The sequence below is a fragment of the Caballeronia sp. LZ008 genome (genome assembly GCF_031451435.1).
Classification (GTDB): domain Bacteria; phylum Pseudomonadota; class Gammaproteobacteria; order Burkholderiales; family Burkholderiaceae; genus Caballeronia; species Caballeronia zhejiangensis.
Genome location: NZ_JARUXK010000002.1, coordinates 751,721 through 777,341, shown reverse-complemented (window position 1 = coordinate 777,341; position 25,621 = coordinate 751,721). Strand labels below are relative to the sequence as shown.

Sequence of the window (25,621 nt, the reverse complement as noted above, 5' to 3'; positions counted from 1 at the left end):
GGTCAGTATTTGCGGTTGGGGAATTCCTTCGCCGCGACCTCCATCGGGAAGATGCTTTCCTGCGTAACGATCCGCTTGGGCACCGACTTGCCCGCCTTGATGTCCTTCACCACGGACATCAGCTGCGGCCCGAGCAGCGGGCTGCATTCCACGGATACGTTGAGCTTGCCCGCCATCATCGCTTCGAACGCGCCCTTCACGCCATCGACGGAAATGATGATGATGTCCTTGCCCGGCTTCATGCCCGCTTCCTCGATCGCCTGAATCGCGCCGATCGCCATGTCGTCGTTGTGTGCGTAAAGCACGTTGATCTTCTTGCCTTCGGCCTTGAGAAATGCCTCCATCACTTCCTTGCCCTTCGCGCGCGTGAAGTCGCCGGTCTGCGAGCGAATGATCTTGAACTTCGGATCGGATTTGATGATTTCCTCGAAGCCCTTCTTGCGATCGATCGCGGGCGCGGAGCCCACCGTTCCCTGCAATTCGACGATATTGATCGGCCCCGGATTGCCTTTCTCCTTCTCGACGAGCCAGCGGCCCGCCTTGCGGCCTTCCTCGGTGAAGTCCGAGCCGATGAACGTGACATAGAGCGAGTCGTCCTTGCTGCTGATCGCGCGGTCCGTCAGCACGACGGGAATCTTCGCGTTCTTCGCTTCGACGAGCACGGTCTCCCAGCCAGTCTCCACGACGGGCGAGAACGCGATCACATCGACCTTTTGCGCGATGTACGAGCGGATTGCCTTGATCTGATTCTCCTGCTTCTGCTGCGCGTCGGAGAACTTCAGGTCGATGCCGGCTTCCTTCGCGCTCGACTTGATCGACTCGGTGTTGGCGGTGCGCCATTCGCTTTCGGCGCCCACCTGCGCGAACCCGAGGACGATGGGCTTCTGCGCGAACGCGGAAAGCGGGAGCGTTGCGCCGAGTGGCGCGGCGGCCATCGCAACTAACACGGTGCGGCGTTTCATGTCAGTGGTTCCTCCATCCGTTGGCTATGTATCCGTGCTTGTTCGAATGATTATGGAATAACCTGTTAATTCGTTGTTCTATTCATCCCGATGCCATTCCGGTATTTGGGTTTTGAGACGAGCGAGGCAACGGCGCCGAGATAGATTGACTATATGAAGGTATTCGGCCAGTTTTAATTCACGTTAACCCGCTTTTACTACCGAAACAGTCATACCATCTCGCACCGCGCGCTGCGCCGCAACATGCAGATTCGCACGCGAGGAAAGAACTGGTAACGCCTGCGTAATCGCTGCTAATGGCTCGTAAGCACTCGGGGAAACGACGTTTTGCTTGTGTGATCGTGGCTTCGCGCGCTCGACGAAGATTGCTCCTGTTGCAATCCGCAACGTCCCTTATCCGAAAAGGAGCAGCATGAACGTCACCAGCCCTGCCACTCAACATACGACGCAAGCGACGTCGCACACGCTGCCGATCAAGCGCGGCACCGAAACGCCGACCGTCGAAACCGGCACGCCCGCGGCGAAGACGCCCGCGAGCAATCCGGCGCATCTCGGCAATCACGTCGATACGACTGCGTAAATCATGCGGAGGTCTTTTCGTCTTGCCCTTGCGTGCGCGGCGCTTGCGGCGTGCCCGTTCGTGCTCGACGGCTGCGCGCTCGCCGCGTTGCCGTGCCGCGCGACATCGGCGTTGCTGAAGGTCGTGCCGGTCGTGGGTCATGCCGCGTCCACGCCTTTCGACGCCTGCGCTACTGCCATCGACTGATATGAAGCGAACGATTCTTCGTTGCGCGTTTTTCGTTTGCATGGCGATGCCGGCATTCGCCGCGGCGCAGAAGCCTTTCGACTTCCGCGGCCTGCAGCTCGGCATCGCGCTCGACGCATTCCGGCGCGACGAGCCCGCGCGCGCGACGCCGCCCGGCAGCGTCGCCGTATGCGACACGGATATCGACGCGGCATCGCTCGGCATGGTGCTGCGCGATACGCACAGCCTGTCGATCGCCTGCAAGTGGGCGCATCGCACGCAAGGCGGCTGGAGGGAATCGGCGGCCGTTGTCGATGGCACGCTCGCCCGCGATCACGTATTGCGCTTCCTGGCGATGCCGGGCGATCCGTCGCCGCGGCTGTATCGCATGTCGTTCGTGATCGATGCGCGCGTCGCCGACGACTTCGCCGAAGGGTTGTCGTCGAAGTTCGGCCGAAGCCGCGTCGAGCGCGCGAACGGTTATCAGACGCGCACCTGGGAGAACGCGACCAGCTCGATCACGCTGGAAGCGAACGGCGCGGCGGCCTCGGCGCGCGTGATTTATCGGCTGAAGGCGTACGAAGCGTGGCTGCGCGATACGACCGACCGGTGGCGTCTTGCCGCGGTGCACGACGCGCCCTGAATCAAAGGAGAGGATTGTTCATGAAATTCGCGACATTGCCCTGCTCGGCGTTCGCACTCGCACTGGCGGCGTGCTCGTCGTCGGGCTCGCACTCGATCGTCGAGATGCCCACTTATGCGCCGGCCGTCGCGCAACCGGTCAACGTCAACACGCTGGGCGCGATCTATCAGGCGGGATCGTCGGTGTCGCTGTACGAGACTTCGCGCGCGCAGAAGGTCGGCGACGTGCTGACGATCCGTCTTGCGGAGTCGTATCAGGGCAGCAATTCCGCCGATGCCAAGGCGAGCCGCGCGAGCAGCATCAGCGCCGAGGCCGCCGACAAGTCCAGCAGCGCGGCGGCGCGGCTTGCGCGTCTTTTCAACGTCGGTTCGGCGGATACGTCGTTCAAGGGCAATGGCAGCACGAGCAATCTGTCGGCGATGAGCGGCACGCTCGCGGTGTCGGTCATCGGCACGTTGCCGGGCGGCAATCTCGTGGTCGCGGGCGACAAGATCATCGCGATGAGCGGCAATCAGGACCGGCTGCGTTTCTCGGGCATCGTCAATCCGAAGGACATCGAGGCAGGCAATTACGTCGCGTCGAACAAGGTGGCGAATGCGCGCATCGAGCAGGCGGGCGTCGGCATGCTCGCGGATTCAACGACGATGGGCTGGCTGCAACGTCTCTTCATGAGCGTGCTGACTTTCTGACGATGAAGCCGCGCGCGCTACAGGGTCGCGCGCGCCGCGATGCGCCCGGCCGCGGTCGGATCGCCGTGCGGCACGAAGATATAGCCCTGGCCCCACACCGTCTGCACGTAACGCGGTTCGGACGGATCGATTTCGAGCAGACGGCGCAGACGCCAGATCGCAACATCGAGACTGCGATCGCGATGCGCGCCGTTGCCGCGCATTTTTTCGTTGAGCTGCGCGCGCGTGAGCACGACCATCGCGTTCTTCACGAGTGTCTTGAGCAGCGCGAATTCGCCGGAGCGCAGCGCGATGCGTTCGCCGTCGCGGCGCAACTCGCGCGCGCCGAAGTCCATTTCGAACGGGCCGAAACGATAGGCCGGGCGAATTTCGGGCGCGCTCGCCGTGTCGGACGACACGGGCTCGCGGCGTCGCAGGATCGAGCGGATGCGCGCCAGAAGCTCGCGCGGATCGAAGGGCTTGCCGAGATAATCGTCTGCGCCGAGCTCCAGCCCGATGACGCGATCGAGCACGTCGGAGCGGGCCGTCAGCAGAATCACGGGGATATCGTCGCGCGCATTGCGCAGTTCGCGCAGCGCGCTGATGCCGTCCTTGCCGGGCATCATCACGTCGAGCACGACCATCGAAGGGCGCTCGGCCTGCACGCGACGGCGCAACTCCGTCCCGTCGTCGAGAACAGAGACGTCGAAGCCGTGCTGCTCCAGATAATCGCGGACGTGATCGCGCACGACGGGGTCGTCGTCGACCATCAGTACATGTGGTGTCATGCCCAAATTCTAAGCGCGACGCCGAGGCCCCCGCGACGCTTGCGAACTTTCCATTTCTTTCCGTTACGGCCTGTTTCGGCGCGCGTTTCGAGGGCGCTTTACCGACGCGCGGGGCTTGTCGCGGGAATGGAACGCGCGTGCTGCGAGGCTTCATCGCGCGAAAGACGCGTCCGGTAAGAATCCGTAACGTTGCGCGACGCGCGAGACGCGCTGTAAGGCATTTGTGTACGAATAGAATTTTGGGATGGCTACATCGGTTCTTATCGTCGACGACGATCCCGCGGTGCGCGACCTGCTGCGCCGCTTCTTTCAAGAGCAAGGCATCGACGTTTCCGTGCTGCACGATGGCGCCGGTTTGCGTCGGCGTCTGGAGCTCGAACGTCCGTCCATCGTCGTGCTCGACATCATGATGCCGGTTACGGACGGCTTGCGCGCGCTGCGCGATCTGCGCGCGGCGGGCGAAGACATTCCGGTGATCTTCGTGACCGGTTGCGACAGCGTTCCGCAAAAAATCGCCGGCCTGCAATCGGGTGCGGACGACTATCTCGCCAAGCCGTTCGATCCGCATGAATTGCTCGCGCGGATCGAAGCGGTGCTGCGGCGGCGCACGGCCGCGCCGAGCCGGCCCGAACCCGCGCCGCGCGAACGCTTCGGGCGCTTCGAAGTCGATTTCGTGTCGCGTTCGCTGTTGCGCGGCGACGAGCGCATCGCGTTGCGCGACAGCGAGTTCGCGCTGCTGAAGGTCTTCATCAAGAATCCGTACAAGGTGCTGTCGCGCGTGCTGATCCACGATCTCGTGCATCGCGATGATCTGCCTTTCCGCGATCGCGGCCTCGATGTGCCGATCTGGCGTCTGCGCCGTCTGATCGAAGACGATCCGTCGCATCCGCGTCATGTGCAGACCGTGCGCGGGCAAGGCTATGTCTTCGTTCCCGATGCGGACGATTCGGCATCCGGCTGGATCGAGGCGTAGCCGCGATGCGTTCGGGTTTCTGGCAGTCCGCGCGGACGCTGCGCGGTTTCATCGATTCGCTGTTCGGCCGCATGGCGATCGTGTCGATCGGCGTGCTGGTCACGCTGCAGGTCGGATGGTTCGCGATTCTCCACGTACAAGGGCCGCACAAGGAAGCGGATGGTTACGCGCGCGCGCTGCTGATCGTGCTGGAAGCGGCGCACAACGATGTCGCGCTCGGCGGACGGCTGATGCGCGAGACGCGCGTGCATATCGTGCCGGTGTGGAACATGCCGGAGCCGCTGACGCTGCGCGATCCCGCGAAGACGCGTCACGGGCATCTCGCGCGGCAGCTCGCCAGTCGTTTGCCGCCCGGAACGCAGATCGCGATCGATATCGACGGCCATAACAAATCGCGGCTCTGGGTGCGCTATCCGTCGAGCAATGTGTGGATCGTCGCGCCGATCGATCTGCCGCCGCCCGCGCCCTTCATGACCGAAGGCGTCGTGCTGCTCGCCGGCGCGCTCGTGCTTTCGCTGATTGCGACATGGCAGTTGCAGCGGCCGCTCGCGCGCGTCGCGCAGGCCGCGCGACGCTTCGGCGGCGGCGAGCGGCCGGTGCCCGTCGAGGAAAACGGGCCGCGCGAATTGCGCGAGCTCATCGGCGCGTTCAATCAGATGATGAAAAAGCTCACCGACGCCGATGACGATCGCGCCGTGATGCTGGCCGGCATCGCGCACGATCTGAAGGCGCCGCTCACGCGCCTGTCGCTGCGGGCGAGCGTGCTCGCGAAGGACGAACGCGAGCGCGCGAATTTTCTGCGCGACATCGATTCGATGACGCGCATCGTGCAGCAGTTTCTCGAATTCGCGGGACGGTCGTCGTCGGACGGCGCGACGACCGGCGTCGATGCGTTCATCGCCGAGCAGTTCGCGTCGCCCGAGGATGGCGACGATCCGTTGTTCGCGCTGTCGCTCGAAGCGGGCGATGCGTTTCACTTGCCGCGCACTTTCATCGACCGGCTGATGACCAATCTCGTCGACAACGCGCTCGAACATGGTGAGCCGCCCGTCGAGATTCGCACCGCGCTGCGGGATGGCGACTGGCTGATCGAAGTGCGCGATCACGGACCCGGCATTCCCGACGAGCGCCTGGACGAAGCGCTGCGTCCCTTCGTGCGGCTCGATCCCGCGCGCAGCGGCAACGGGCATTGCGGCCTCGGGCTCACCATCGTCGAACGTCTGGCGCGCGAGCAGCGCGGCCGCTGCGAGATCGCCAATGCCGAGGGCGGCGGGCTGATCGTGCGTATCGTCATTCCCTTTGATCAAACATGATGCTTGCTTCGTCCACGCGTGAGGCGCCTTTGTCGCGCCGCGCTTTCATTCGCGGCGGCGCGCGCGTCGCATTGCTTTCGACCACTTTCGGCGCGGGCGCATTGCTATCGGCGTGCGGCGGCGCGAGCGAAGAGCGCAGCGTGATGGAAACGCCGAGGCTCTCCACGGTCGAGAATTTCCGCGATGTGGCCGGCGTGGGCGACGGCTATCCGACCGTCGATGGCGGCCGCTTGCGTCGTGGCGTGTTCTATCGGTCCGGCGCACTGACACCCGGCGATGCGGACGAGGCGTTGCTTGCGCGCTTGTCGTTGCGCGCGGTGCACGATCTTCGCGTGGTGGCGGAGGCGTCGCTTGCGCCGGACCGCGTGCCGACGGACGCGGTGCGCGAGACCCACGAGATCGCGCCGATCGACGCAGCCGGCGCGACGCCCGTCGATGCGGCCGCCGCGACCGCGTGGATGAACGCGCGACAGCGTCAGCTCGTGACCGATCCGGCCGCGCGCTTGCAATTCGGCGCGCTGCTGACTCGGCTTGCGCGTGTTTCAGGCGCGCAGGTGGTCCACGGCACGGCGGGCAAGGATCGGACGGGCTGGGCGGCGGCGCTGCTGCTCGCCATCGCCGATGTGCCGCTCGATGTGATCATCCAGGACTATCTGCTGACGAACACGGCGGCAGAGACGCAGATCGATGCGCGCGTGAAAGCGCATGCGGCGCGTGCCGGGATGAATGCGCAGGCGGTCGCGCCGCTTTATCGGGCGCAAAGCTCGACGATCGAAGCCGCGTTCGAGGAGATGCACAGCGGGTTCGGGACGTTGAGTAACTATCTCGCGCAGGGGTTGGCGGTGAGTGCCGCCGATGTGGCGATATTGCGGGCGAAGTTGGTGGGGTAGGGTGGTGGAGGATTCGAGCGCGGCCTTCCGATTCGCCGCGCGCTCCGATGTCTTACCGATTCCGCAATTGAAGCAGTTGCTCAGATAAGCTCGCTCGGTTTCTCGCCGCGCCGGCGTCGCTCCAGTCCTTCGAACGAGGCTCTCTGCCTCGCTTTCCCGCACGGGCCGTCATCGTGGCGATATGCACGCTCCCGTATCGCCTGTCAAAATCAAATCTCCTTCGCGGCGGTGCTAGCATTCCCGCCACGAATCAAGCACGCCCGCCATTCTGAAAAAATAGAACCCTGCGATACATAAAAAAATAGACGAGGCCTCGAATGGAGACACACCAGATCCGCTCACCCCGCTCGATGACCTCGCGGCTCACCTGGTGGATTGCCTCCGTCGTCGCCGCGCTGAGCGTAATGGCGGGCGTCGCCTCGTTTGCCGCCGCGTCTCACGAAGCGAACAAGCTTCAGGACGGTCATCTGCGCGAGATCGGCGCGCTCATCGATGCGAAAAAGCTCGTTCTGGATACGACCGCCGTCGCGTGGCAAGGCAGTCAGGATTCGGACGTGCGGCTCGTCATCTCGCGCCTGGAGCCTGAATGGGAAGCCGCGAACGCATCGGCACCGATCATCGTTCCGGCGACGCTTAAGGACGGCCTGCATGACCTCGAAACGCATGGCAGGCGCTGGCGTGTCGATGTCCGCACGCTGCATTCCGGAGACCGGATCGCGGTCGCGGAGCTGTCCACGATCCGCGATGAAATCGCCAGCGACGGCGCAATGCGTACCCTCTTTCCGATGCTCGCCCTGACGCCCGTGATTGTCGCGCTGGTCTTCTTTCTCGTGCGGCGGATGCTCCTGCCGGTGCGCCGTCTCGCGAGTGTCGTGGACTCGCAGGACGATGCAACGCTCGACACGCTGTCCGAGGAAGACATCCCGGCAGAACTGCTGCCGTTCGTCACGTCGATCAACCGGCTCATCGGCCGCCTGAAGGATGCGATGGCCCAGCAGCGCCGTTTCATCGCCGATGCCGCGCACGAGTTGCGTTCGCCGCTTGCCGCGCTGTCGTTGCAGGCGGAGCATCTCGGCGCCGCGGACTCGGCCATCGTCGCGCGCGAGCGTCTCGTCACGTTTCACGCCGCGATACGGCGCACTGCGCGGCTCGTCGAACAGTTGCTCGCGCTCGCGCGTTCGCAGCATGGATCGTCGATGAAGCCATCGGTCGTATCGCTGCGAGAACTCGCAACCGATATCGTGATCCAGTCGGTGAACATGGCCGAGGACAAGCATGTCGATCTCGGGCTCGAACGCGTCGACGATGTCGACGTGATCGCCGACGCGCCCGCGCTGGCCGTCGTGTTGCGCAATCTCGTCGACAATGCCGTGCGCTACACGCCGGAAGGCGGCAGAGTGGATGTATCCGTCACCGTGAGCGGACAGGACTTGCTGCTGGAGGTGCAAGACTCGGGACCAGGCATCCCCGACGACGAACTGACTCGCGTGCTCGAGCCGTTCTATCGCATCCCCGGCACGCGCACGATGGGCAGCGGCCTCGGCCTTTCGATCGTGTCCGAAACCGCGCGGCGCAGTGGCGCTCGCTTCGTGCTCCAGAACACAGAGACGGGGCTGCGCGTGTGCTATTGGCATCCGCTGCGCGAGCGGACCGCCGGGAGCATGTGATAAAAAAAAGGCGACTCGCCAGAAGAACGATGGCGAGCCGCAAGAGGGATCGGTCAACAACTACTGCGCAGGCAGATTAGCACCGGTTTCACGCGTGAAATCGCATCGGAAAGATGCCGTAAGGAAAGCGACCTTCACTGTGTGCGCGAGACCACCATACGGTCGACCAGCGCATCGAGCTTCTGCCGCGCGCTCGCGAAACGGTCTACGTTCAGACCATTGGTGTCGTAGCGCGCCGTCACGAGAATCTGCCCTTGACGCACGATCGTGAGATCGATCGCCGACAGATACGGCACCGGCTCGCTGCCGAACGCGCGCTTGTTCCAGCTCGTCGTCGCGGCGTAGACGAACATCGCCTCGCAACCGGGCGGCGACGTGCCGGGGTTATAGACCGTCGAAATCACGCCGCGCCGCTGCAACGCGACCTGCAGCGAGGGCACGAAGTCGCCTGTCGCGACGTTCTGGTTCAGTTCGATGCATACGGATTGCAACGAGGCAGGCGAGCCCGTCACCGATGTCGGCGACGAATAGTTCGACGCGACCGTCATGCCCGCCTGCACGAGCGAGCCGGCGGCATCGGCGGCCGTAATCAGCGTCCACGTACAGCCGGAAAGCGCGCTTGCCCCGAAGGCAAGGAGCGCGCGAGCGATGAGCGTGCCGAACATGCTCGGGCCGCCGAATTGAACTTGCATGGCTTGGCGTCGTATCGATGGAAAGAAGGGCGGTGTGTCTGTCGACATCACGCATCGATATCTTCCCGCGACGCGCCGTCATCCGATATGCGGAGCAAGGCGCCAATCCGGCGAGTTATTTCCAGGTATTAATCCGCGAGCGATCAGACGAACAGGGACACGATTCCGCCGATGGTCGCCGCCGCTGCAACCCATTTGCCCGCGGTGTAGAAGCCATTCGTATCGGTCGCCTGCACTTCGGGACGTTCCAGCCCGAGCGCGCCATAAGCGAACGATTTCACCGATGACGGCGGGTTGGTTTGCTGAGGGACGGCGGCATCGTCGGCCGATGTGTCCTGCTCGACGTCGGTCGTGTCATCGGCAGGCGCGGCGCGGCGGGGAAGAGGCGTATCGGCGCTCGTATAGGCGGCCGTGGTCGCACTGTTGATCTGCATCGCTGGCCTCGTCTTTATGCGCTACTGCAAAGCCGCAATAACGGCCTGTCGCGACGATGCTTGAACACGCCCGCCTTTCGGTTCCTTACCGCTGGCCCGATCACATCGGATGGTTCTGCACGAAGGTCTTGTATGCCCAGTAGGCGGCCTTCTGCGTGAGTCCGTCGCTCTGGATAAGACCGTAATCGCCTTCGCTGTCGTCGTAGAGTTCGAAGGCCTGAATCGACTGGATGTTGTACTTCGACGCGACGCTCGCGAACTGCGCCATCATCAGACTGCCTGTCATGTATGTCGCGATCTGGCTGTACGAGCCGAAGTCTGGGCGCACGCCGAACTCGTTGATCCATACCGGCTTGCCCATATCGTGCAGAAACTGGAGCACGTCATGACATCCCGTGCCGCCACATGCGTGCGTCATGTCGCCCTGACTCGAATACCAGTGCCACGACGTGACATCCCAACTCACCGCCGGATGACCCCAGGTGCCGTCCGGTTGCGAACCGTCGGCGAGCATCTGGAAGAAAGCGGTGTGCAGCCAGGTGCCGCCCAGGACGATCTTCGCGGAGCTGTCCACGGACTTCACGCCTGCGATCATCCCGCGGATCACGCCGCGCGCGAGCATGAACGACCAGTTGTTGTACTGATACCAGACGGTGCCGTCGACATTGCCGATAAGCGCCTTCGCTTCGAGCTCGTTGCCGACCTCGTAGTACTTGTAGGGGTAGCTGTTGGCCGTCTGCTGGCCGAGCGTGTAGCCCGCCTTGTAGGCGTCGTTCTCGCTGTTGTAGTTCAGGTTCATGAGCATCACCGGATACACGGTGACGCCGCCTTCTTCCATCGTCTTCGCGATGTTCGCAACCATGTTGGCCGATGTCTGGCTGTACACGTCATTGCGATAGATCGTTGCGCCGAGATCCTGCAATTGCGACAACTGCGTCTTCGCGCCCACGACGTCGTATGCGCCGCCGTTGCTGTTGTGGCCGTTCGCGCCGTAAAAGATCGAGCCACTGCCGCTTGCGGCCTTCGCGGTCGACTTCAGCGATGCCGCGCTCGTGCTGGCCGCGGCGGTGTCGGCGGGGTTGTCGCTGCCACCGCAGGCGGCAAGCACCATGCTTGCGGCGAGGGTTGCCGCAATGGATCGGGGCAGGAAGGAGGCAATTCTGTTCTTCATGGCGTTTAGTATGACTAACGGAGATGCGCGCTTTCGCAACGATCAGGGCACACGTTGAGCGCCGGGTCGAGCGATCAACGAGGCGATGCGCAGAATCGGTCGCGCATCCGAAATAGTTGAAAGAGCTTGTTAGTAATCCGAATGACCGGCTCAGGATGAACGCCATTGACGACGCGTATCGGTGCGCCGAAAAAGCCAAGCCAGTGCAGATTCGCTGAAGCAAAGCCGAGCACAAAAGCGATGTGCATGCGGAATGGCTAGCGTTCGATGACGATGATCCGCGAAGGTGAATTCGCGTCGGTCATCGGTAACATGTGCAGCGATACGACTTCGATGACGTCAAAATTGCTGACGGCGGCGCGATACAGTTCGCGCCCTGAGCGTGCGTTGCCGGTATTAAGTCAGCGGGGAAAGGTTACTTTGTTCCGACGTAGAAGTAAACCCGATAGCAGAAAAAACATCTTGTGTACGGCAACATTTCGACTGGTCTTTTCTGCCGTTTATCGTTTTCTGCGTAGCCGTTTCTACTGCAGCAAGGGTGCTGATAATCGTTTCGCTTGCCTTGCTTGGATTGCCATGCTTCGGCGAGAACGGCACAGGAACTTCTCGTGGCAGCAGAACTGACTCTGTGCCCGCGTGAGTCAAGGGGGATGTGCGCGCCGCTGCATCACCGGTAATGATGGAACGACAGCGGCGCGCTCGATGCAACTTACGGTGCAGCCACGCCCTGCGTCTTCGGGCTATACGACGTATAGAAGCTCGCGCCCGCCCATGTCGGCGCAGCGTCGTTATACAGCGGCGCACCTTGGCTCCAGTTCGCACCGTCGTGCCAGTCGCCGCTGCCGCTGAACTTCGCCACGGCCGGATACGGATACACCGGACGCGATGCCGTCACCTTGCTCGTCGTCGCATCGGTCTGATAGGTCATCACCGCATTCGGCGATGTGCCTTGTTCGACCCAGCCCGTGATCTGCGATACGAGATCGATGTTCGGAAAGCCTTCGCCGCCGCCGCAGTGACCCACGCCCGGCACGACATACAAACGCGAGAACTCGTTCGCGCTCGCTTCGCCCATCGTGTCCTTCACGGCCTGGTAATAGCGGATCGTGAAAAGCGGGGAGATGTGCTGATCCGCCCAGCCGTGCCACAGGATCAGCTTGCCGCCCGCGTTCTTGAACGCCGACAGATCGGGGCTCGTTGCATCGTTGAGCGGATGGTTCGCCTGCAGATAGCTCGAATAGAAGCTCGCATCGTGATAGCCGAAGGTGTCGACATTCGGCATCGACGGCGACCCCGTGAAGATCAGGTTATATGCCCCGGTCACGATCATGTAGCTGAAGAGACTGGTGACGGGCACGGCTGCGTCCGTCGAGTTCGTCGTCGGCACTTCGACACCGATCCAGTTCGCTTCCGAGCCGAACTGCGGCGAGCCGCCCAGCATGAGCATGCCGGTATTCGTATCGGTCGGGCCGCTGTAGATCTTCGAGGCCGTTGCGACTTCGGCGGCCGTCAGACAGTTGCTCGTGCTCGATGCATTGGCCGCGCATTGAATCGATGCGGGATCGAAGTGACAGGTACGCGGATCGGCGAGGAGACCATCGGGCACGTTGGCTTGACCGCCGCATGCGGCCACGACTGCCTTGTGCAGCAGTTGAGCCTTGTCGGCATAGAGCACGGCCTTGCCTGCGCTCGTACCCGTCGTGCTGTTCGATTCGACGTTCCAGCCGTGATAGAGCGAGTTTTGAATCTGGAAATGCGCAGCCGGCGCGCCCGCGACGATGCCGTTGTAATCCGACGGATAACGTTGCGCGGCCATCAGCGCTTCACGGCCGCCATCCGAACAGCCGACGAAGTAAGCGTATTTCTGCTCCTGTCCGTAGTAAGCCTTGATCAACTTCTTCGCGGCGAGCGTCGTGATGTGCTGGCCGCGATACGCAAAGTCGGCCTGCTTTTGCGGATCGGTCGACCATGTCGAATCCTGACCCGAATGACCCATGTCGGTCGCTGCCGTGACAAAGCCGCCTTGTTGAACGAGCGGGCACGTATAGCTGAAACTGAAGGAGCTTTGCTGAGTCGGATCGCTCAGATTGCCGCACAAGCCGCCGCAGCCGAGTTCGGCGAAGCGCTGTGTCCACGAGTCGACGGGCAGTGCGACCTCGAACGTATTCGAAGGCGCGAGCGTGCCTTTGACCGTGCAGAAGTTGACGGTGGCGCCGTTGACGGTCGCGGCCGTGACCGTCGCCGATGTGATCGTGCTGCCGGTGCCGCCGATATCGCTCAAATCGACCGATGCCAGCTTCGAGCAATCGACCGTAGGTTTCACCACGGCCAAGGGTGTTTGCGCGGCGTTGCCGCTACCGCTATTGTTGCCACTGCCTCCGCATGCCGTGACGACGACGGTCACGAGGCAGGCGGTTATCAGCGCCATTAATCGCTTGGGATCCAGAGCTCTCATAGTTATCTCCTAGACTTCGTTTTGATGGCGTACGGACGAACGTCGCCAGCACGCCGAAGCGTGCGGACGATATGAAACGATCGTGGTGCTACGCGCGTTCGATCAGAAGCGATGGATGATGCCGACGCCCGCCGCGAACATGCTGCGCGATGCCGACGGCGCGCTCTGGAAGCCGTCGCCGATCGTTGCGTTGGCGGCCGTCTGACGGTTCGTAGCGGTGCCCGAGGGCGCCGCCAGCGTGTTGCCGTTCGCACGCTGGAACGCTTCCAGTGCGTACAGTCCCGTGCGCTTCGACAGCGAGTAGTACTGCGAGAGATTGAACTGGTGGTACGACGCGGCGTCGTTGATGCCGTTCGCCTTGCTGGCCCATGTATAGCTGTAGCCCGCTGCGAAGTCCCATGCCGACGTCGCCTTCCAGTGCAACACCGAGCCGACCGTGTTGAACACGGCTTCGTCAGTGAATTGCGAATTCACGCCCGGGATGTATTGAACGTTCGTGTACGTGACCGAGATATCCCACGCGCTGTTGAACTGATAACCGCCTGCAACCGCGAAGCGCTGTTGCGCTTGTGCGCGTTGATAGCCGGCCGTCACCGCCGACACGCCCGGCTGGCCCGAACCATCGGTCGCTGCCGTGCTGTTGATCGTCGTCGAACTGCTGCTGTAGATGCCGCCGCCATTGGCCGCGTTGTTGATGCGCGAGAACGCGACCGTGCCGCCGATCGGGCCTTGCTGGTATTGCAGCGCAGCCGACCACGTCGAGCCCTGATACACGCTGTCAGGCACGCCTGCAAGCGAGTACGAGCCGCTTACGGTGAAGCCATACATCTTCGGCGACGTATAGACGATCGAATTGTTCGCGCGATAGATCGTGTCGAGGCCGTCCAGATCGCCCGGATGCGCGCCGAAGTAACCGGTCAGCCAGTTCGTCGGGCTATACGGCGAGAGCAGCGTGTAGTACGAGGTGTATTGACGACCCAACGTCAACGTACCGTACGCCGGATTCGTGAGACCGACCCATGCCTGACGGCCGAACATCGCATTGGTGAACTGTGCTTGTCCGCTATTGATGTCGAAGCCCGATTCCAACTGGAAGATGGCCTTGTTGCCGCCGCCGAGATCTTCGGCGCCCTTCAAACCGAAGCGGCTACCGGCCCAGATGCCCGATCCGGTCTTGACGTTCGAGCGGCCCGGGTTCGTCTTTGCGAGATTGGTCTGGCTGCTCTGATAGACGATCGAATCATCGACGATACCGTACAGCGTGACGCTGCTTTGCGCTAACGCCGGCGTTGCGATCGCCGCCGCATAGAACAACACGCCCGCGCTCAATGGCTTCAGTTGATGTCTCACTCTCATACACCCTCATCGTTGTCGTTGGATTGGTGAGCGATAGCATCGCGCGTAGTGCGACGATTGCCCGCCGGTGCGAACGTACGCCGATGACAGGGCATGAAAAGAAAGGGTTAACCATTGATCCGATACCAAAAGTGAAATGCAAGGTCGCGTCCGGAAATGAGGCAAGCCTTGCAGGCACAGTGTCGGAATGCCGCTTTCAAGCGACAATCGAACGCCTCACACCGAAAACCGCGATAAACAAAACTGATGGCGGCGTTAAGTCTTTGAATTGACCTTTCGACGCTTCTTTTTCGGCGCCGGGTGCTTTCGATTTGCGTCGGCATATTCGCGGATCATGTCCGTCAATGCGCGCAAGCCCGCCGGCACATGCCGACGGCCGGGATAGTAGAGGCATAGTCCGTCGAGCGGCGGCGTCCAGTCTTCGAGCACGCGCACGAGGGCGCCTGCTTCGAGATCCGCGGCGACATTCCATTCGGTCAGGTAAGCGAGACCGATCCCCGCGCGCGCGGCGGTCAGCATCATGCCCGGTTCGTCGAGCGTCAGCGCGCCGTCGCCATCGATGCGTATGGATTCGCCATGCCGCTCGAATTCCCATTGATAGATCGACCCGCTCGGCATGCGGCTGCGAATGCAGCGATGCGTCGCGAGGTCGGCAGGCGTGCGTGGCGGCTTGTGCTGTTCGAAGTACGCGGGACTGCCGACGACGGCGAAGCGCTGGCGATCGCCGAACGGCACCGCGATCATGTCTTGCGGTACGGTTTCCAGCAGACGAATGCCCGCATCGAAACCTTCGACGACGATATCGATGAGCCGGCCTTCGGTGACGATATCGAGCTTCATGTCCGGATAGCGCTTCAGGAACGCGATGAAAAGCGGCATCGCCTGATGCGCCGCGCCCACCGATGTATTGATACGCAACGTACCCGATGGCGTGTCGCGAAAGCTGCCGGCCTGTTCGAGCGCGTCGCGAATCGTCGAAAGCGCGGGCGCGATGTTCTGCACGAATTGCGCGCCGGCCTCGGAAAGCGACACGCTTCGGGTCGTGCGATTGAAGAGCCGCACGCCGATGCGAGCCTCCAGCGCGGCGATCGCATGACTCAGCGCGGACGTCGATACGCTCAGTTCATTCGCCGCCGCGCGAAAGCTGCGATGCCGCGCGACGGAAAGAACCGCTTCGAGTTCGGTGAGCCCCGATGTTTTCATTATGCTAAATCGTTCAATAGGTCATGCCCAATTGTACGTCCAGTCGAATCAATGCAAACGCCTTATCTTTTGCTCAATACATCGACCGAGCGAATTCATCATGCATGACATCGACCAGATTTATATCGGCGGCGCGTTTGTCACGCCGCACGGCAACGAGCTTTTCGAACTCTTCAATCCCGCGACAGAAAAAGTTATCGGCCGCGTGCGCCTCGCAGACAAGGACGATGCGCGCAATGCAATTGCGGCGGCGAAGCGTGCATTTCCCGCATTCTCGCGGACGGACAAGCGCGATCGTATCGACATGCTGAAGCGCATGCACGCCGCCGTCATCGCGAAAGAGGATGAGCTTTTCGAGGCCATCGTCGAAGAATACGGCGCACCGGTTTCGCGCGGGCGCTGGATGGCGCGACATGCGAGCAACGTGCTGCTGGAAGCGGCGAAGGTGCTCGAAGACTATGCGTTCGTGCGTGACGCGGGTACGGCAAAAGTAATGATGCAACCGCTCGGCGTTGCCGGGCTGATCACGCCGTGGAATAGCGACGCCGGCTTTATCTGCGGCAAGCTGGCGGCGGCGCTCGCGGCGGGTTGCACGGCGGTCATCAAACCGAGCGAAATGAGCGCGATGCAAACGCGCGTCGTCACCGAAGCGCTGCATGAGGCGGGACTTCCGGCAGGCGTGTTCAACATCGTCACGGGCCGAGGCGATATTGTGGGCGCGGAGATCAGCGCGCATCCCGATGTCGCGAAGCTGTCGTTCACGGGATCGACGGTCGTCGGCAAGACGATCCTGCGTACAGCCGCCGATACGCTCAAGCGCGTGACGCTCGAACTCGGCGGCAAGTCGCCGACGATCGTGCTCGACGATGCGAACTTCGACGAAGCCGTGCCGCTCGCGCTCGATGCGGGCTTCATGAACAGCGGTCAGGCATGCATCGCGGGCACGCGCATTCTGGTGCCGCGTGCACGGCTCGCGGAGTTCGAAGAGAAAATCGTGAGCGCCATCGAGAAGATTCGCTCGGGCGATCCGCGCGATCCGCATACGAGCATCGGCCCCATGGTGAGCCGGAAGCAATGGGAGCGCGTGCAGCGTTATATCCGTATTGGCATCGATGAGGGCGCGCGACTGATCGCGGGTGGCGAGGGGCGTCCGGATCACGTCGGCGCCGGCTGGTTCGTGCGTCCGACGCTCTTCAGCGACGTGACCAACGACATGACCATTGCGCGAGAGGAAATCTTCGGGCCGGTGCTGTCGATCATCGCGTACGGCGATATCGAAGATGCCATCGCGATCGCCAACGATACGCCTTATGGTTTGCAGGCGTACATCGCTTCATCGGACGCCGCGCGCGCGAACGCGGTGGCGTCGCGCATCGACGCGGGGCGCGTGCTCGTCAACACGCTCGCGCATGAACCTGCTGCCCCGTTCGGCGGATTCAAGCAATCGGGCATCGGACGCGAATACGGCACGTTCGGCATCGAAGCGTTCCTCGAACCGAAGGCACTGCTGGGCGTCCGTCAAGCCCGCGACTCGAGGCCGCCCGATTCCGCGTGCTGATTGCGCCGCACCGCTGTGGCAGGCCCGAAATAACGCGCGATGCAGAGCGCGTAGGTGATCAGCGCCGAGATCGTGTACATCGCGGATCGCTCCATGAAGAACAGCAAGAGCACGGCAATCGCGAGAAGCAGCATCTCGATGCGAGGCGAAATCGCGGACAGTTGCAGATCGCGGCGCTCGATTGCCGTGCCGAGCAGAATCACGAGCGGAATCAGCGCGACGACCATGTGGATCGGCTCGAGGATCGGCGCGGCAAGCAGCATCGTCATGCATGCGAGCGCGTAGTCCATGCGTTTGTCGCGGCTGCGGAAGAAGACGAGGTAACACGCGAACACGCAGATGATCGCGGCGAAGATCGTCGATGTCGCGTGAAGCGTCGCTTCGGATGCGGGCGTGCCGAGCTTTTCGGATATGGTCTGCAATGCGCCGCGCACCGAACTGTTGCCGGGCAAGCCACCCGCACCGAGGATGTACGTCTGCGCTCGCCCGATCTCGACGGTCAGATATTCCCAGATCACGCGAAAGCCGAGCTTGCTCGCGGTGAAGAGCGTGATCGCGATGGCGCAGACGCCCGTCGAGATTACCGTGCGCCATTCGCGTCGCAAGAGAAGCAAGCCGACGATGGCGAGCGGTGTCACCTTGAAGACGACGGCGAACGCGAGAAAGACTCCCGCGAGCCAGCGATTGCCGCGCTCGATCAAGAAGAACGACGTCACGAGAAGAAAGAAAAGAAGCTGGTTCGATTGCGCGAGATAGGCGTCATGCAGAACCGGAAAGCTCAGCATGGTCACGCCGATGAGCAGCGCGGTCACGCGCCTGTCTTCGCCGCGATAGGCCATCTTCGCGAGAAGCACTGCGCCGATGATGGACAGCACGACCGACATCGCGACCCAGGCGAGCTTCGCGGTGAACGACGGCAATAGCGCGAACGGCGCAAAGATCAGCGCGAATTGCGGCGGATAACAATAGATCAGGATATCGTCGAGGTTGGCGCCGAGCGTCGTCAGATAGGCGACGAGCCGCTCGTTGTTATAGATGAGCGACGGATCGTGCGGCGAATTCAGCACGCTGCTGAAGGCGTAATAGTAGAAATTGAAATCGCTGAAGGCCTTCGGATGATCGGCCGAATAACTCAGCGTGTAGTGATAGATGATGACCATGCGAATCGCGAGAGAACCCGCCGCGACCAGCATGAGCAAAGCCGCGATGATCCGGACGTTATCCGCAGATCTGGCGCCAACCCGAGCGTTCAACATGGACGTTCTCCCGTGTGCCGGCTATCACGTTGTAAGGACGCTGTAATGAATCCTTTGCGTTTGATCCGCTATTCGTCGCATGAAATCGGGCGAGAGAACCGTTAGCGGATCGTATGGCCTACGAATCGTGACAGCATCACAGGGGCCGCGTCAATCTGGTATTTGCGCAGTGCAATGAAGAAACTGCTTTTTGAAAAATGGATGACGCTCGTGCGTTTTTATGCATGCCGCGTGTTGAACGAAAATATCAGGCTTATCGTCACGCGGCTCGCAGTCGTCACTTCTCCGCGGCGATCTTGTCCTGCGTGCGCGTATCGAAATCGGATGCGTCATGGCGCTCATGCAACTGGCTCGACGGCTCGCCGAAAGTACGGTTCACCATGCGGCCGCGTTTAACGGCGAGACGTGCGCCGATCAATTCGGCCCAGCGGCGCACATGCTTGTATTCATGCACGGAGAGGAATTCGGCGGCGTTGTATAGCCAGCCGTTCACGAGGCCGCCGTACCACGGAAAGATCGCGATATCCGCAATGGTGTATTCGTCGCCGGCGATATAAGTGCTCTGCGCGAGACGCTTGTCGAGCACGTCGAGTTGACGCTTCACTTCCATGGCGAAGCGATCGATTGGATATTCCATCTTGCTCGGCGCATAAGCATAGAAGTGCCCGAATCCACCGCCCAGATAGGGCGCGCTTCCCATCTGCCAAAAAAGCCACGACAAGCACTCGGCGCGCTTTGCCGGTTCCGTCGGCACGAATGCGCCGAATTTCTCGGCGAGATAAAGCAGGATCGCGCCGGATTCGAAAACGCGCACGGGCGTTGCGCCGCTGCAATCCACGAGCGCCGGAATCTTCGAATTCGGATTGATATCGACGAAGCCGCTGCCGAACTGATCGCCGTCGCCGATGCGAATGAGCCACGCATCGTATTCCGCATCGCGATGACCAAGCGCCAGCAACTCTTCGAGCATCACGGTGACTTTCACGCCGTTGGGCGTGGCGAGCGAATAGAGCTGTAACGGATGACGGCCAACGGGCAACGCCTTTTCATGTGTCGGACCGGAGACCGGCCGATTGATATTGGCGAATTGTCCGCCGCTTTCCTTGGTCCAGGTCCATACGGCCGGCGGCACATATTCGTTCGATGCGCTCATGCTTCAAGCTCCTTTGCAATATGAATTCGGACGAGGTTATCAGGTCGTCCGAAAACATGCTTGACCGGGCTTTGTACAATCGGCTCCGCAATCCACGAGAGGAAACGAATGAGCCAGCGTCCATCGCACAAACCGTATCGCCCGCGAAAAGCGCCCGCGCAATCGCGCTCCGAAGCCACGGTGGCATCCATCGTCGAAGCAGCGGCGCAAGTGCTCGAAAGCGAGGGCTTCGAAGGATTCAACACGAACGCGGTCGCGCGTCGCGCGGGCGTCAGCATCGGTTCGCTCTATCAATACTTTCCGGGCAAGGATGCGCTCATCGTCGCGCTGATTCGTCGTGAAAGCGCGCGCTTTTATGAGGATGCATCGGTCGCGCTCACCAAACGTAGCGGCAAGGCGGCGCTCGAATATCTGATCGGCGCGTCCGTGCGTCAGCAACTACAGCGTCCGATGCTCGCGCGTCTGCTCGATATCGCGGAAGGACGGCCGGCATTGCGCGGCGAAGTGGCGAAAGGGGAAATGGACGCGTTGGTCGAGACGATCGTCGGTCGTGCCGCACCACGTTATCCGAATCCGGAAGTGGCGGCGGCCGATCTGCTCGCCATCGTCAAAGGCATGGTCGATGCCGCGGGCGAACGCGGCGAGCGCGATCTCGACGACCTCGAACGCCGCGTTCGGGCCGCTGTTTTCGGATATCTGTCGAGAAGCGGCGGCGCGTAAATGCGAGCAATGGAAGCGACGCGACGGTGCAAGCCGCATCGCTGCGGGCTTTCGGCGGCTGTTCGCAATGCGAGTAGTCGAATGTGAGCTTTTGCTTATATTCTGAAGTCTCTATCAACCCAGTAGAGACCGAGCCAAAACATGAAGCTCAATCACCTCAGTTTCCCTTCCGCCGACACACCCGCGACCGCTCGATTCTTCGAGCAGTATCTCGGCTTCACGATATCCGGAACGTGGGACCAGTCGTACATACTCAAGCGTCCCGGTTTCGATGTCGTGATCGATCACGCGCGCGACGATGCACCGGAATGGCCGCGCGCGTTTCATGTCGGCTTCGAATTGCCGAGCCTCGATGATGTGCGCGATCTATACGAACGCTTCAAGTCGGAAGGCGTGGAGATGGAGACGGACATCTTCAACAACGGGCGCGGCTCGCGCTTCTTCTGCCGCGCCCCGGGCGGCGTGATGTTCGAAATGAATACGCGCTCCGATGCCGCGCCCGAGTATCAGGGCACATTCGACAACTGAAGCGATCGCGACGAAACGCTATTCGCCCGCCGCGATGGACACGGACGCTTCGCTCGTCAGCATCAGGAACGTGAGCGTTTCGCGCAGATAGAGCTGCACGGTCGTGTCGGTATGACTCGTATAGCCGATCGACAAGTCCTGGCCGAGATGCAGCTCGTAATCGCCGCCACGCGTCGAGAGCACACAGCCGCCCTGAAGCGCGGGCGCCCACACGAGATCGCCGCTCACGATGCGCTTGATGTGCTGAATGACCGGATAGCCCTGATCGCTCGCTTCGGCGAGCGCGGTATAAGCATCCGCGCCGAGCAGCACGGAATAGGGTCCGTCGACGCCGGCAAGGCGCAGCTTCTCGAGCGCCTGACTGATCGCGGCGGGATAATCGGCGACGTCCGCGGGGAGATACGTCGGCGCATTGGAGCTGCCCTCGCGGATGCCGGTGATGCCGGCGGCCGCGAAGCCGTCGAAGATCGCGCTGTCTTCCGCGAGCGCCAGTTCGTTCGCGGCGGTCTTCGCGGGTTGCCAGTCGCCATCGTTGGAGCCGCGTTCGACGCTGTCGATCGCTTCGCGCTGCAACGTGAACGGCACGGTGAGTTGCACGAGTTGCTTCACGTCGTATAACTTCGCCGCGACGCCTTGCTTCGGTGAAGCGATGTTCGTCTGATGCCCCGTACCGATGCCCGATAGCGCCGTGCCGCCGGGACTCTTCACGTCGACGACGCGGCGGCCCGCGAGCGCGCGCTTGAACGTGCGCGCGACTTCGGCTTCGATCTGCGACCATGCGGCGCCGGAGATCGGCGCGAGCTCTCGATGCAAGTTATTCATCTTGTGAAGTTCCTTTGAGTGAGCCGATGTTCAATGTTCCTGCGCGGCTATCTTCAGGCGCGTTATCGCTGGCGGAAGAAGTCGCGGCATCCGGGTTGCGGTCGGGAAGTTCGTCGAGCAGATCGTTGGACGGCACGAAGAACAGGCCGCCCGTCACCGCGCGGCTGTAATCGAGCAGGCGGTCGTAATTGCCCGGCGGCCTGCCGACGAACATGTTCTCGAGCATCTGTTCGATCGGCGCGGGCGTGCGCGCATAGCCGATGAAATACGTGCCGAACTCCTTCGCTCCCGGACGTCCGAACGCCATGTTATGCCGAAGGATCTTCACTTCCTTGCCGTTCTCTTCGATCGTCGTGAGCGAGCTATGCGAGCACGACGGCTTGATCGAATCGTCCAGTTCGACATCGGATAACTTTTCACGTCCGATGATCAGTTCCTGTTGCTCGACGGTGAGGCCATTCCACGCATCCAGGTTATGCAGATACTTCTGCACGATCACATAACTGCCGCCGGCGAAATCGGGATCTTCTTCATCGATGATCGTGTAATGCGCGGCGCTCTTTCCTGTCGGGTTCTCGGTGCCATCGACGAAGCCCACCATGTCGCGCAGATCGAAGTAGCGAAAGCCATGCACTTCATCGACGACCGTCACTGCATCGCCGAGCTTGTTGAGCATCTGCGCGGCGAGCTCGAAACAAAGGTCCATGTGATCCGCGCGGATATGCATGAGGATGTCGCCGGGCGTCGCGATCGCGCGGCGCTCGCCCGAGCCGAACTCGCGAAACGGATGCAGCGACGCGGGGCGCGGCGCGCCGAAGAGCATGTCCCACGCATCGGCGCTGAAGCCGCATACGCAGGACAAATTCGCGGTCGGCGCGCGCGTGCCGACCGCGCGGACCAGCGCCGCGATGTCGCCGCACCATGAGCGCACGACATCGGCCTTGCCTTCGCCGCGCGCCACGGTGGCGACGATGAAGATCGCGCTTCGGGAAATAGGATCACAGACGGCTTGTGGTTCGGGTGTGTTGTTTGGCATCTGAAAAGATAACCTGAAGTTTCATAGGATCATAAGCTGGCGTATCACTGCTGCGAACCGACGATACACCAAGTTCATGTGATCAATACCCGAAATCGCACGGTTATGTAACATCACGGAGCGCCAAACTTCGTGATCCAATCATCTTCATCGACCGACAGGAGCGACTGTGAAACTGACTGACTTCGATACGCTGACCTTCGACTGCTACGGCACGCTGATCGACTGGGAAACCGGTATCTTCGAAGCGCTGCGTCCGCTGCTGGATCGCGTTCAGCCCGCGCTGACTCGCGATCAGGTGCTCGAGGCCCATGCGCGTCACGAGTCGTCGCAACAGAAGTACACGCCGGGCAAGCGCTATCAGGAGTTACTGGCTATCGTGTACAAGCGGCTCGCGGAAGAGTGGGGCGTTTCTTTCACTCAGGAAGATTGCATGGTCTATGGCCGCTCGATTCGCGACTGGCCCGCATTCCCCGATTCCGCCGATGCCCTTCGATATCTGAAGCAGCATTACAAGCTCGTGATTCTGTCGAATGTCGACAATGAGAGCTTTGCCCATAGCAATGCAAGGCTACAGGTGGAGTTCGACGCAATCATTACGGCGGAAGATATCGGATCTTATAAGCCTTCGCCGCGCAATTTCGAATACATGCTGGAAAAGCTGGGCGAGCGCGGAATCCGCAAGGAAAAGATCCTGCATACGGCCGAAAGCCTTTTCCACGATCACAAGCCTGCGAATGGTTTTGGCCTTGCATCGTGCTGGATTTATCGCCGTCATTCGCAGCCCGGCTTCGGCGCGACGATGGACCCGGGCGTTCAGCCGAAGATCGACTTCCGCTTCAACAGCATGGCCGATCTGGTCGAAGCCCATCAGAATTCGCTTTAGTCGAAGTCGACTTCGCCGCCGCGTCGCAGCGCGTCCAGACGCCGGATCTGCGCGGGCATGATGCGGCCCAGCGACAGCGGCGGAAGGTCGTCGAGACTGAAGAACTCGACGGCATCGGTTTCCACGCCGATCACATTGCCGGTTCCCACGATCTCGCCGAGAAAGACGAGCTTCCAGATGTGAAAGACCGACGGCGGATGCGGGTGCTTCGCCGTATCCCACGCGGCCAGCAGCCGCACGATGTCGACCGTATAGCCGCTTTCCTCACGCACTTCCTTCGCGGCATTCTCCGCAGGCGACAGGCCGACATCCGCCCAGCCGCCGGGAAGCGACCACAATCCATCGGCTGCTTCGCGCACGAGCAGGATGTGCCCGGACTCCTTGAACACGGCGCATCTGACGTCGAGCTTCGGGTTCGCATAACCCGACTCGAATGCGAAAAGCTCCGCCACTTCGCCCGCTTTCACCGATGCGATCTCGGCAAGCTGTTCATGCGCGATCGTCGCTATTTCTTCGTAGCGTTCCTTGTCGAATGCGCCGTTCGTATAGTGCAGTCCCGTTTGTGCGAGGGCCAACAGGCGTCGCGCTTGTTCGAGTCGTCGATTCGAGGACATGTTCATTCCTGCGTTTCCATGTATGACTGTGCGGTCGTGAGCACCCAGTGCTCGAATGTTCGCAAGAGCGATGAGTTCTGCTTGCGCCTCGTCGCAAAATCGATGCATGCGACGCTTTACCGCAAGCATCTTGCGCCGGACCGTTTTCTGCATTACGGCGCAGGGAGGCGGCCGCCTGCCGCGGCGAGAGTCAAGCTGGACTGACGGTTTCCTATGGTTTCTCATCGATTCGACGATATCGCTAGCGTTTCATTTTTTCGTCGTCAAGGCGGCAAGATTACTTATACTCGGATCTATGCTCTGGCCCATTACGGTCGGCATAATGTCATCTATCAAAATGACAATCGTAATTCGATCCGTAGCCGCAAAGATATGAGCGAACAACGAACAAAACGAGACCCCGAGGGGACGCGGCGGCGCATTCTGGAGGCCGCCACGGAGCAATTCACGAAGTTCGGCCTCGCGGGCGCGAGAGTCGACGCCATCGCCACGGCCGCGGGCACGAACGAGCGCATGCTCTACTACTACTTCGCGAGCAAGGAAGGGCTCTACGTCGCCGTGCTCGAAGCGATGTACATGCAGTTTTCGCAACGCGAGCAAGGCCTCAATCTGTCCGGCCTGCAACCAGCGGAAGCGGTCCGCGAACTGGCTCATTCGATCTGGACGCATCTGCGGGAAAACCCTCAGTGGCTGAGTCTCATCAACAACGAGAATCTGCACGAAGGCCGTTATCTGGAGCGTTCGAGCCATTTGCGCGAGACCATTTCGCCAGTGGTCGATCTGCTGCGCGCGACGCTCGAACGTGGCGCCGCCGCCGGACACTTTCGTCAGGGCGTCGATCCGCTCGATTTTTACGTGACGCTCGTCGGCATGGGCTATTACATCGTGTCGAACCGCTTCACCATCGACATGTTCACCGGCCGCAATTACGCCGAGCCCGAACGTCAGCACGCGATCGCGGAGATGCATCTCGACATGTTGCTCACCTACCTGCGTCCAACCAACTGACCAACGCGGGTCTGGACGTCATGCAAAAGTTGCATAGCCGTATGCGACAGTAGCATTCACGTTTTTTCTGCCTTCCCTAA

26 protein-coding genes are annotated in these 25,621 nt (G+C 61.6%); 13 read left to right on the top strand and 13 right to left on the bottom strand.

Features of this window, described 5'->3' with window-relative positions:
* Nucleotides 1–2 precede the first annotated feature (2 nt).
* Entirely contained in the window at nt 3–962 is a 960-nt protein-coding gene (locus QCE49_RS17930; RefSeq protein ID WP_175980223.1) for an ABC transporter substrate-binding protein, read from the bottom strand.
* Between the two features lie 412 nt (nt 963–1,374).
* On the opposite strand from QCE49_RS17930, the gene QCE49_RS17925 reads away from it, so the two are divergent.
* The 4 genes from QCE49_RS17925 to QCE49_RS17910 are packed head-to-tail and all read left to right on the top strand — an operon-like array spanning nt 1,375 to nt 3,039.
* Nucleotides 1,375–1,542 (top strand): hypothetical protein, encoded by a 168-nt coding sequence (locus tag QCE49_RS17925; RefSeq protein ID WP_160172871.1) that lies wholly within the window; start codon nt 1,375–1,377, stop codon nt 1,540–1,542.
* Nucleotides 1,543–1,545: 3 nt separating this feature from the next.
* Complete coding sequence (locus QCE49_RS17920; RefSeq protein ID WP_033536015.1) at nt 1,546–1,728, top strand: DUF6726 family protein; 183 nt, start codon at nt 1,546–1,548, stop codon at nt 1,726–1,728.
* Nucleotides 1,729–1,774: 46 nt separating this feature from the next.
* Nucleotides 1,775–2,350, top strand: a complete 576-nt coding sequence (locus tag QCE49_RS17915; protein ID WP_235366186.1) for a hypothetical protein — start codon at nt 1,775–1,777, stop codon at nt 2,348–2,350.
* A 20-nt stretch (nt 2,351–2,370) separates the two neighbouring features.
* Nucleotides 2,371–3,039, top strand: a complete 669-nt coding sequence (locus tag QCE49_RS17910) for a flagellar basal body L-ring protein FlgH (protein WP_008346373.1) — start codon at nt 2,371–2,373, stop codon at nt 3,037–3,039.
* Nucleotides 3,040–3,056: 17 nt separating this feature from the next.
* Here the strand turns inward: QCE49_RS17910 and QCE49_RS17905 are convergent, their stop codons facing one another.
* Complete coding sequence (locus tag QCE49_RS17905) at nt 3,057–3,806, bottom strand: response regulator (protein WP_033536014.1); 750 nt, start codon at nt 3,804–3,806, stop codon at nt 3,057–3,059.
* A 244-nt stretch (nt 3,807–4,050) separates the two neighbouring features.
* Between QCE49_RS17905 and QCE49_RS17900 the strand changes: the two genes are divergently transcribed.
* The 4 genes from QCE49_RS17900 to QCE49_RS17885 all read left to right on the top strand — a co-directional run bounded on the left by QCE49_RS17900 (nt 4,051) and on the right by QCE49_RS17885 (nt 8,649).
* The gene (locus QCE49_RS17900) at nt 4,051–4,779 is read left to right on the top strand and encodes a response regulator (RefSeq protein ID WP_008346377.1); all 729 of its coding nucleotides are present in this window, start codon (nt 4,051–4,053) and stop codon (nt 4,777–4,779) included.
* A gap of 5 nt (nt 4,780–4,784) precedes the next feature.
* The gene (locus QCE49_RS17895; RefSeq protein ID WP_250437599.1) at nt 4,785–6,092 is read left to right on the top strand and encodes an ATP-binding protein; all 1,308 of its coding nucleotides are present in this window, start codon (nt 4,785–4,787) and stop codon (nt 6,090–6,092) included.
* Nucleotides 6,089–6,982, top strand: coding sequence for a tyrosine-protein phosphatase (locus QCE49_RS17890; protein WP_250458820.1), 894 nt, complete (start codon nt 6,089–6,091; stop codon nt 6,980–6,982). Before QCE49_RS17895 ends, QCE49_RS17890 begins: the two co-directional genes overlap by 4 nt.
* Before the next feature lie 317 nt (nt 6,983–7,299).
* On the top strand, nt 7,300–8,649 hold the full coding sequence (locus QCE49_RS17885; RefSeq protein WP_033536013.1) for an ATP-binding protein: 1,350 nt from the start codon (nt 7,300–7,302) through the stop codon (nt 8,647–8,649).
* Nucleotides 8,650–8,783: 134 nt separating this feature from the next.
* On the opposite strand, the gene QCE49_RS17880 is transcribed toward QCE49_RS17885, so the two are convergent.
* The 6 genes from QCE49_RS17880 to QCE49_RS17855 all read right to left on the bottom strand — a co-directional run bounded on the left by QCE49_RS17880 (nt 8,784) and on the right by QCE49_RS17855 (nt 15,960).
* Nucleotides 8,784–9,341: a hypothetical protein gene (locus tag QCE49_RS17880; protein WP_008346383.1), complete on the bottom strand. Its 558-nt coding sequence runs from the start codon at nt 9,339–9,341 to the stop codon at nt 8,784–8,786.
* A 143-nt stretch (nt 9,342–9,484) separates the two neighbouring features.
* Nucleotides 9,485–9,775 carry a hypothetical protein gene (locus QCE49_RS17875; RefSeq protein ID WP_175980219.1) on the bottom strand — a complete coding sequence of 97 codons (291 nt, stop codon included), beginning with the start codon at nt 9,773–9,775 and terminating at the stop codon, nt 9,485–9,487.
* Nucleotides 9,776–9,875: 100 nt separating this feature from the next.
* Nucleotides 9,876–10,946 (bottom strand): hypothetical protein, encoded by a 1,071-nt coding sequence (locus QCE49_RS17870; protein WP_033536012.1) that lies wholly within the window; start codon nt 10,944–10,946, stop codon nt 9,876–9,878.
* 709 nt (nt 10,947–11,655) lie between these two features.
* Complete coding sequence (locus tag QCE49_RS17865) at nt 11,656–13,401, bottom strand: tannase/feruloyl esterase family alpha/beta hydrolase (protein WP_239295315.1); 1,746 nt, start codon at nt 13,399–13,401, stop codon at nt 11,656–11,658.
* Nucleotides 13,402–13,503: 102 nt separating this feature from the next.
* On the bottom strand, nt 13,504–14,757 hold the full coding sequence (locus QCE49_RS17860; protein WP_175980217.1) for a porin: 1,254 nt from the start codon (nt 14,755–14,757) through the stop codon (nt 13,504–13,506).
* A gap of 255 nt (nt 14,758–15,012) precedes the next feature.
* On the bottom strand, nt 15,013–15,960 hold the full coding sequence (locus QCE49_RS17855) for a LysR family transcriptional regulator (RefSeq protein ID WP_061119784.1): 948 nt from the start codon (nt 15,958–15,960) through the stop codon (nt 15,013–15,015).
* 100 nt (nt 15,961–16,060) lie between these two features.
* Here QCE49_RS17855 and QCE49_RS17850 point away from each other — a divergent pair, with 100 nt between their 5' ends.
* Nucleotides 16,061–17,518 (top strand): aldehyde dehydrogenase family protein, encoded by a 1,458-nt coding sequence (locus QCE49_RS17850; RefSeq protein ID WP_250458824.1) that lies wholly within the window; start codon nt 16,061–16,063, stop codon nt 17,516–17,518.
* On the opposite strand, the gene QCE49_RS17845 is transcribed toward QCE49_RS17850, so the two are convergent.
* Together QCE49_RS17845 and yghU are read right to left on the bottom strand one after the other, a co-directional pair.
* Nucleotides 17,479–18,774: a glycosyltransferase family 87 protein gene (locus QCE49_RS17845; RefSeq protein WP_250458826.1), complete on the bottom strand. Its 1,296-nt coding sequence runs from the start codon at nt 18,772–18,774 to the stop codon at nt 17,479–17,481. The genes QCE49_RS17850 and QCE49_RS17845 overlap by 40 nt on opposite strands.
* A gap of 277 nt (nt 18,775–19,051) precedes the next feature.
* Complete coding sequence (gene yghU / locus QCE49_RS17840) at nt 19,052–19,927, bottom strand: glutathione-dependent disulfide-bond oxidoreductase (protein WP_250458828.1); 876 nt, start codon at nt 19,925–19,927, stop codon at nt 19,052–19,054.
* A gap of 108 nt (nt 19,928–20,035) precedes the next feature.
* On the opposite strand from yghU, the gene QCE49_RS17835 reads away from it, so the two are divergent.
* Nucleotides 20,036–20,647, top strand: a complete 612-nt coding sequence (locus tag QCE49_RS17835) for a TetR/AcrR family transcriptional regulator (RefSeq protein ID WP_250458830.1) — start codon at nt 20,036–20,038, stop codon at nt 20,645–20,647.
* 141 nt (nt 20,648–20,788) lie between these two features.
* Nucleotides 20,789–21,175 (top strand): VOC family protein, encoded by a 387-nt coding sequence (locus tag QCE49_RS17830; RefSeq protein WP_008346408.1) that lies wholly within the window; start codon nt 20,789–20,791, stop codon nt 21,173–21,175.
* An 18-nt stretch (nt 21,176–21,193) separates the two neighbouring features.
* Here QCE49_RS17830 and QCE49_RS17825 read toward each other — a convergent pair whose 3' ends face one another.
* Nucleotides 21,194–21,997, bottom strand: coding sequence for a family 1 encapsulin nanocompartment shell protein (locus QCE49_RS17825; protein WP_008346410.1), 804 nt, complete (start codon nt 21,995–21,997; stop codon nt 21,194–21,196).
* Complete coding sequence (locus QCE49_RS17820; RefSeq protein WP_033536009.1) at nt 21,990–23,033, bottom strand: Dyp-type peroxidase; 1,044 nt, start codon at nt 23,031–23,033, stop codon at nt 21,990–21,992. The genes QCE49_RS17825 and QCE49_RS17820 overlap by 8 nt, the downstream gene beginning before the upstream one ends.
* A 169-nt stretch (nt 23,034–23,202) precedes the next feature.
* On the opposite strand from QCE49_RS17820, the gene QCE49_RS17815 reads away from it, so the two are divergent.
* On the top strand, nt 23,203–23,919 hold the full coding sequence (locus QCE49_RS17815; protein ID WP_008346414.1) for a haloacid dehalogenase type II: 717 nt from the start codon (nt 23,203–23,205) through the stop codon (nt 23,917–23,919).
* On the opposite strand, the gene QCE49_RS17810 is transcribed toward QCE49_RS17815, so the two are convergent.
* Nucleotides 23,916–24,533 carry an NUDIX hydrolase gene (locus QCE49_RS17810; protein ID WP_250458833.1) on the bottom strand — a complete coding sequence of 206 codons (618 nt, stop codon included), beginning with the start codon at nt 24,531–24,533 and terminating at the stop codon, nt 23,916–23,918. The genes QCE49_RS17815 and QCE49_RS17810 overlap by 4 nt on opposite strands.
* Before the next feature lie 372 nt (nt 24,534–24,905).
* On the opposite strand from QCE49_RS17810, the gene QCE49_RS17805 reads away from it, so the two are divergent.
* Nucleotides 24,906–25,541 carry a TetR/AcrR family transcriptional regulator gene (locus QCE49_RS17805; RefSeq protein ID WP_008346417.1) on the top strand — a complete coding sequence of 212 codons (636 nt, stop codon included), beginning with the start codon at nt 24,906–24,908 and terminating at the stop codon, nt 25,539–25,541.
* Nucleotides 25,542–25,621: the final 80 nt, after the last annotated feature.

Excerpts from the sequence above, each read along its gene's own strand:
- QCE49_RS17930 (WP_175980223.1), bottom strand. The coding sequence starts at position 962 with ATGAAACGCCGCACCGTGTTAGTTGCGATGGCCGCCGCGCCACTCGGC.
- QCE49_RS17925 (WP_160172871.1), top strand. The coding sequence starts at position 1,375 with ATGAACGTCACCAGCCCTGCCACTCAACATACGACGCAAGCGACGTCG.
- QCE49_RS17920 (WP_033536015.1), top strand. The coding sequence starts at position 1,546 with ATGCGGAGGTCTTTTCGTCTTGCCCTTGCGTGCGCGGCGCTTGCGGCG.
- QCE49_RS17915 (WP_235366186.1), top strand. The coding sequence starts at position 1,775 with ATGCCGGCATTCGCCGCGGCGCAGAAGCCTTTCGACTTCCGCGGCCTG.
- QCE49_RS17910 (WP_008346373.1), top strand. The coding sequence starts at position 2,371 with ATGAAATTCGCGACATTGCCCTGCTCGGCGTTCGCACTCGCACTGGCG.
- QCE49_RS17905 (WP_033536014.1), bottom strand. The coding sequence starts at position 3,806 with ATGACACCACATGTACTGATGGTCGACGACGACCCCGTCGTGCGCGAT.
- QCE49_RS17900 (WP_008346377.1), top strand. The coding sequence starts at position 4,051 with ATGGCTACATCGGTTCTTATCGTCGACGACGATCCCGCGGTGCGCGAC.
- QCE49_RS17895 (WP_250437599.1), top strand. The coding sequence starts at position 4,785 with ATGCGTTCGGGTTTCTGGCAGTCCGCGCGGACGCTGCGCGGTTTCATC.
- QCE49_RS17890 (WP_250458820.1), top strand. The coding sequence starts at position 6,089 with ATGATGCTTGCTTCGTCCACGCGTGAGGCGCCTTTGTCGCGCCGCGCT.
- QCE49_RS17885 (WP_033536013.1), top strand. The coding sequence starts at position 7,300 with ATGGAGACACACCAGATCCGCTCACCCCGCTCGATGACCTCGCGGCTC.
- QCE49_RS17880 (WP_008346383.1), bottom strand. The coding sequence starts at position 9,341 with ATGCAAGTTCAATTCGGCGGCCCGAGCATGTTCGGCACGCTCATCGCT.
- QCE49_RS17875 (WP_175980219.1), bottom strand. The coding sequence starts at position 9,775 with ATGCAGATCAACAGTGCGACCACGGCCGCCTATACGAGCGCCGATACG.
- QCE49_RS17870 (WP_033536012.1), bottom strand. The coding sequence starts at position 10,946 with ATGAAGAACAGAATTGCCTCCTTCCTGCCCCGATCCATTGCGGCAACC.
- QCE49_RS17865 (WP_239295315.1), bottom strand. The coding sequence starts at position 13,401 with ATGAGAGCTCTGGATCCCAAGCGATTAATGGCGCTGATAACCGCCTGC.
- QCE49_RS17860 (WP_175980217.1), bottom strand. The coding sequence starts at position 14,757 with ATGAGAGTGAGACATCAACTGAAGCCATTGAGCGCGGGCGTGTTGTTC.
- QCE49_RS17855 (WP_061119784.1), bottom strand. The coding sequence starts at position 15,960 with ATGAAAACATCGGGGCTCACCGAACTCGAAGCGGTTCTTTCCGTCGCG.
- QCE49_RS17850 (WP_250458824.1), top strand. The coding sequence starts at position 16,061 with ATGCATGACATCGACCAGATTTATATCGGCGGCGCGTTTGTCACGCCG.
- QCE49_RS17845 (WP_250458826.1), bottom strand. The coding sequence starts at position 18,774 with ATGTTGAACGCTCGGGTTGGCGCCAGATCTGCGGATAACGTCCGGATC.
- yghU (WP_250458828.1), bottom strand. The coding sequence starts at position 19,927 with ATGAGCGCATCGAACGAATATGTGCCGCCGGCCGTATGGACCTGGACC.
- QCE49_RS17835 (WP_250458830.1), top strand. The coding sequence starts at position 20,036 with ATGAGCCAGCGTCCATCGCACAAACCGTATCGCCCGCGAAAAGCGCCC.
- QCE49_RS17830 (WP_008346408.1), top strand. The coding sequence starts at position 20,789 with ATGAAGCTCAATCACCTCAGTTTCCCTTCCGCCGACACACCCGCGACC.
- QCE49_RS17825 (WP_008346410.1), bottom strand. The coding sequence starts at position 21,997 with ATGAATAACTTGCATCGAGAGCTCGCGCCGATCTCCGGCGCCGCATGG.
- QCE49_RS17820 (WP_033536009.1), bottom strand. The coding sequence starts at position 23,033 with ATGCCAAACAACACACCCGAACCACAAGCCGTCTGTGATCCTATTTCC.
- QCE49_RS17810 (WP_250458833.1), bottom strand. The coding sequence starts at position 24,533 with ATGTCCTCGAATCGACGACTCGAACAAGCGCGACGCCTGTTGGCCCTC.
- QCE49_RS17805 (WP_008346417.1), top strand. The coding sequence starts at position 24,906 with ATGAGCGAACAACGAACAAAACGAGACCCCGAGGGGACGCGGCGGCGC.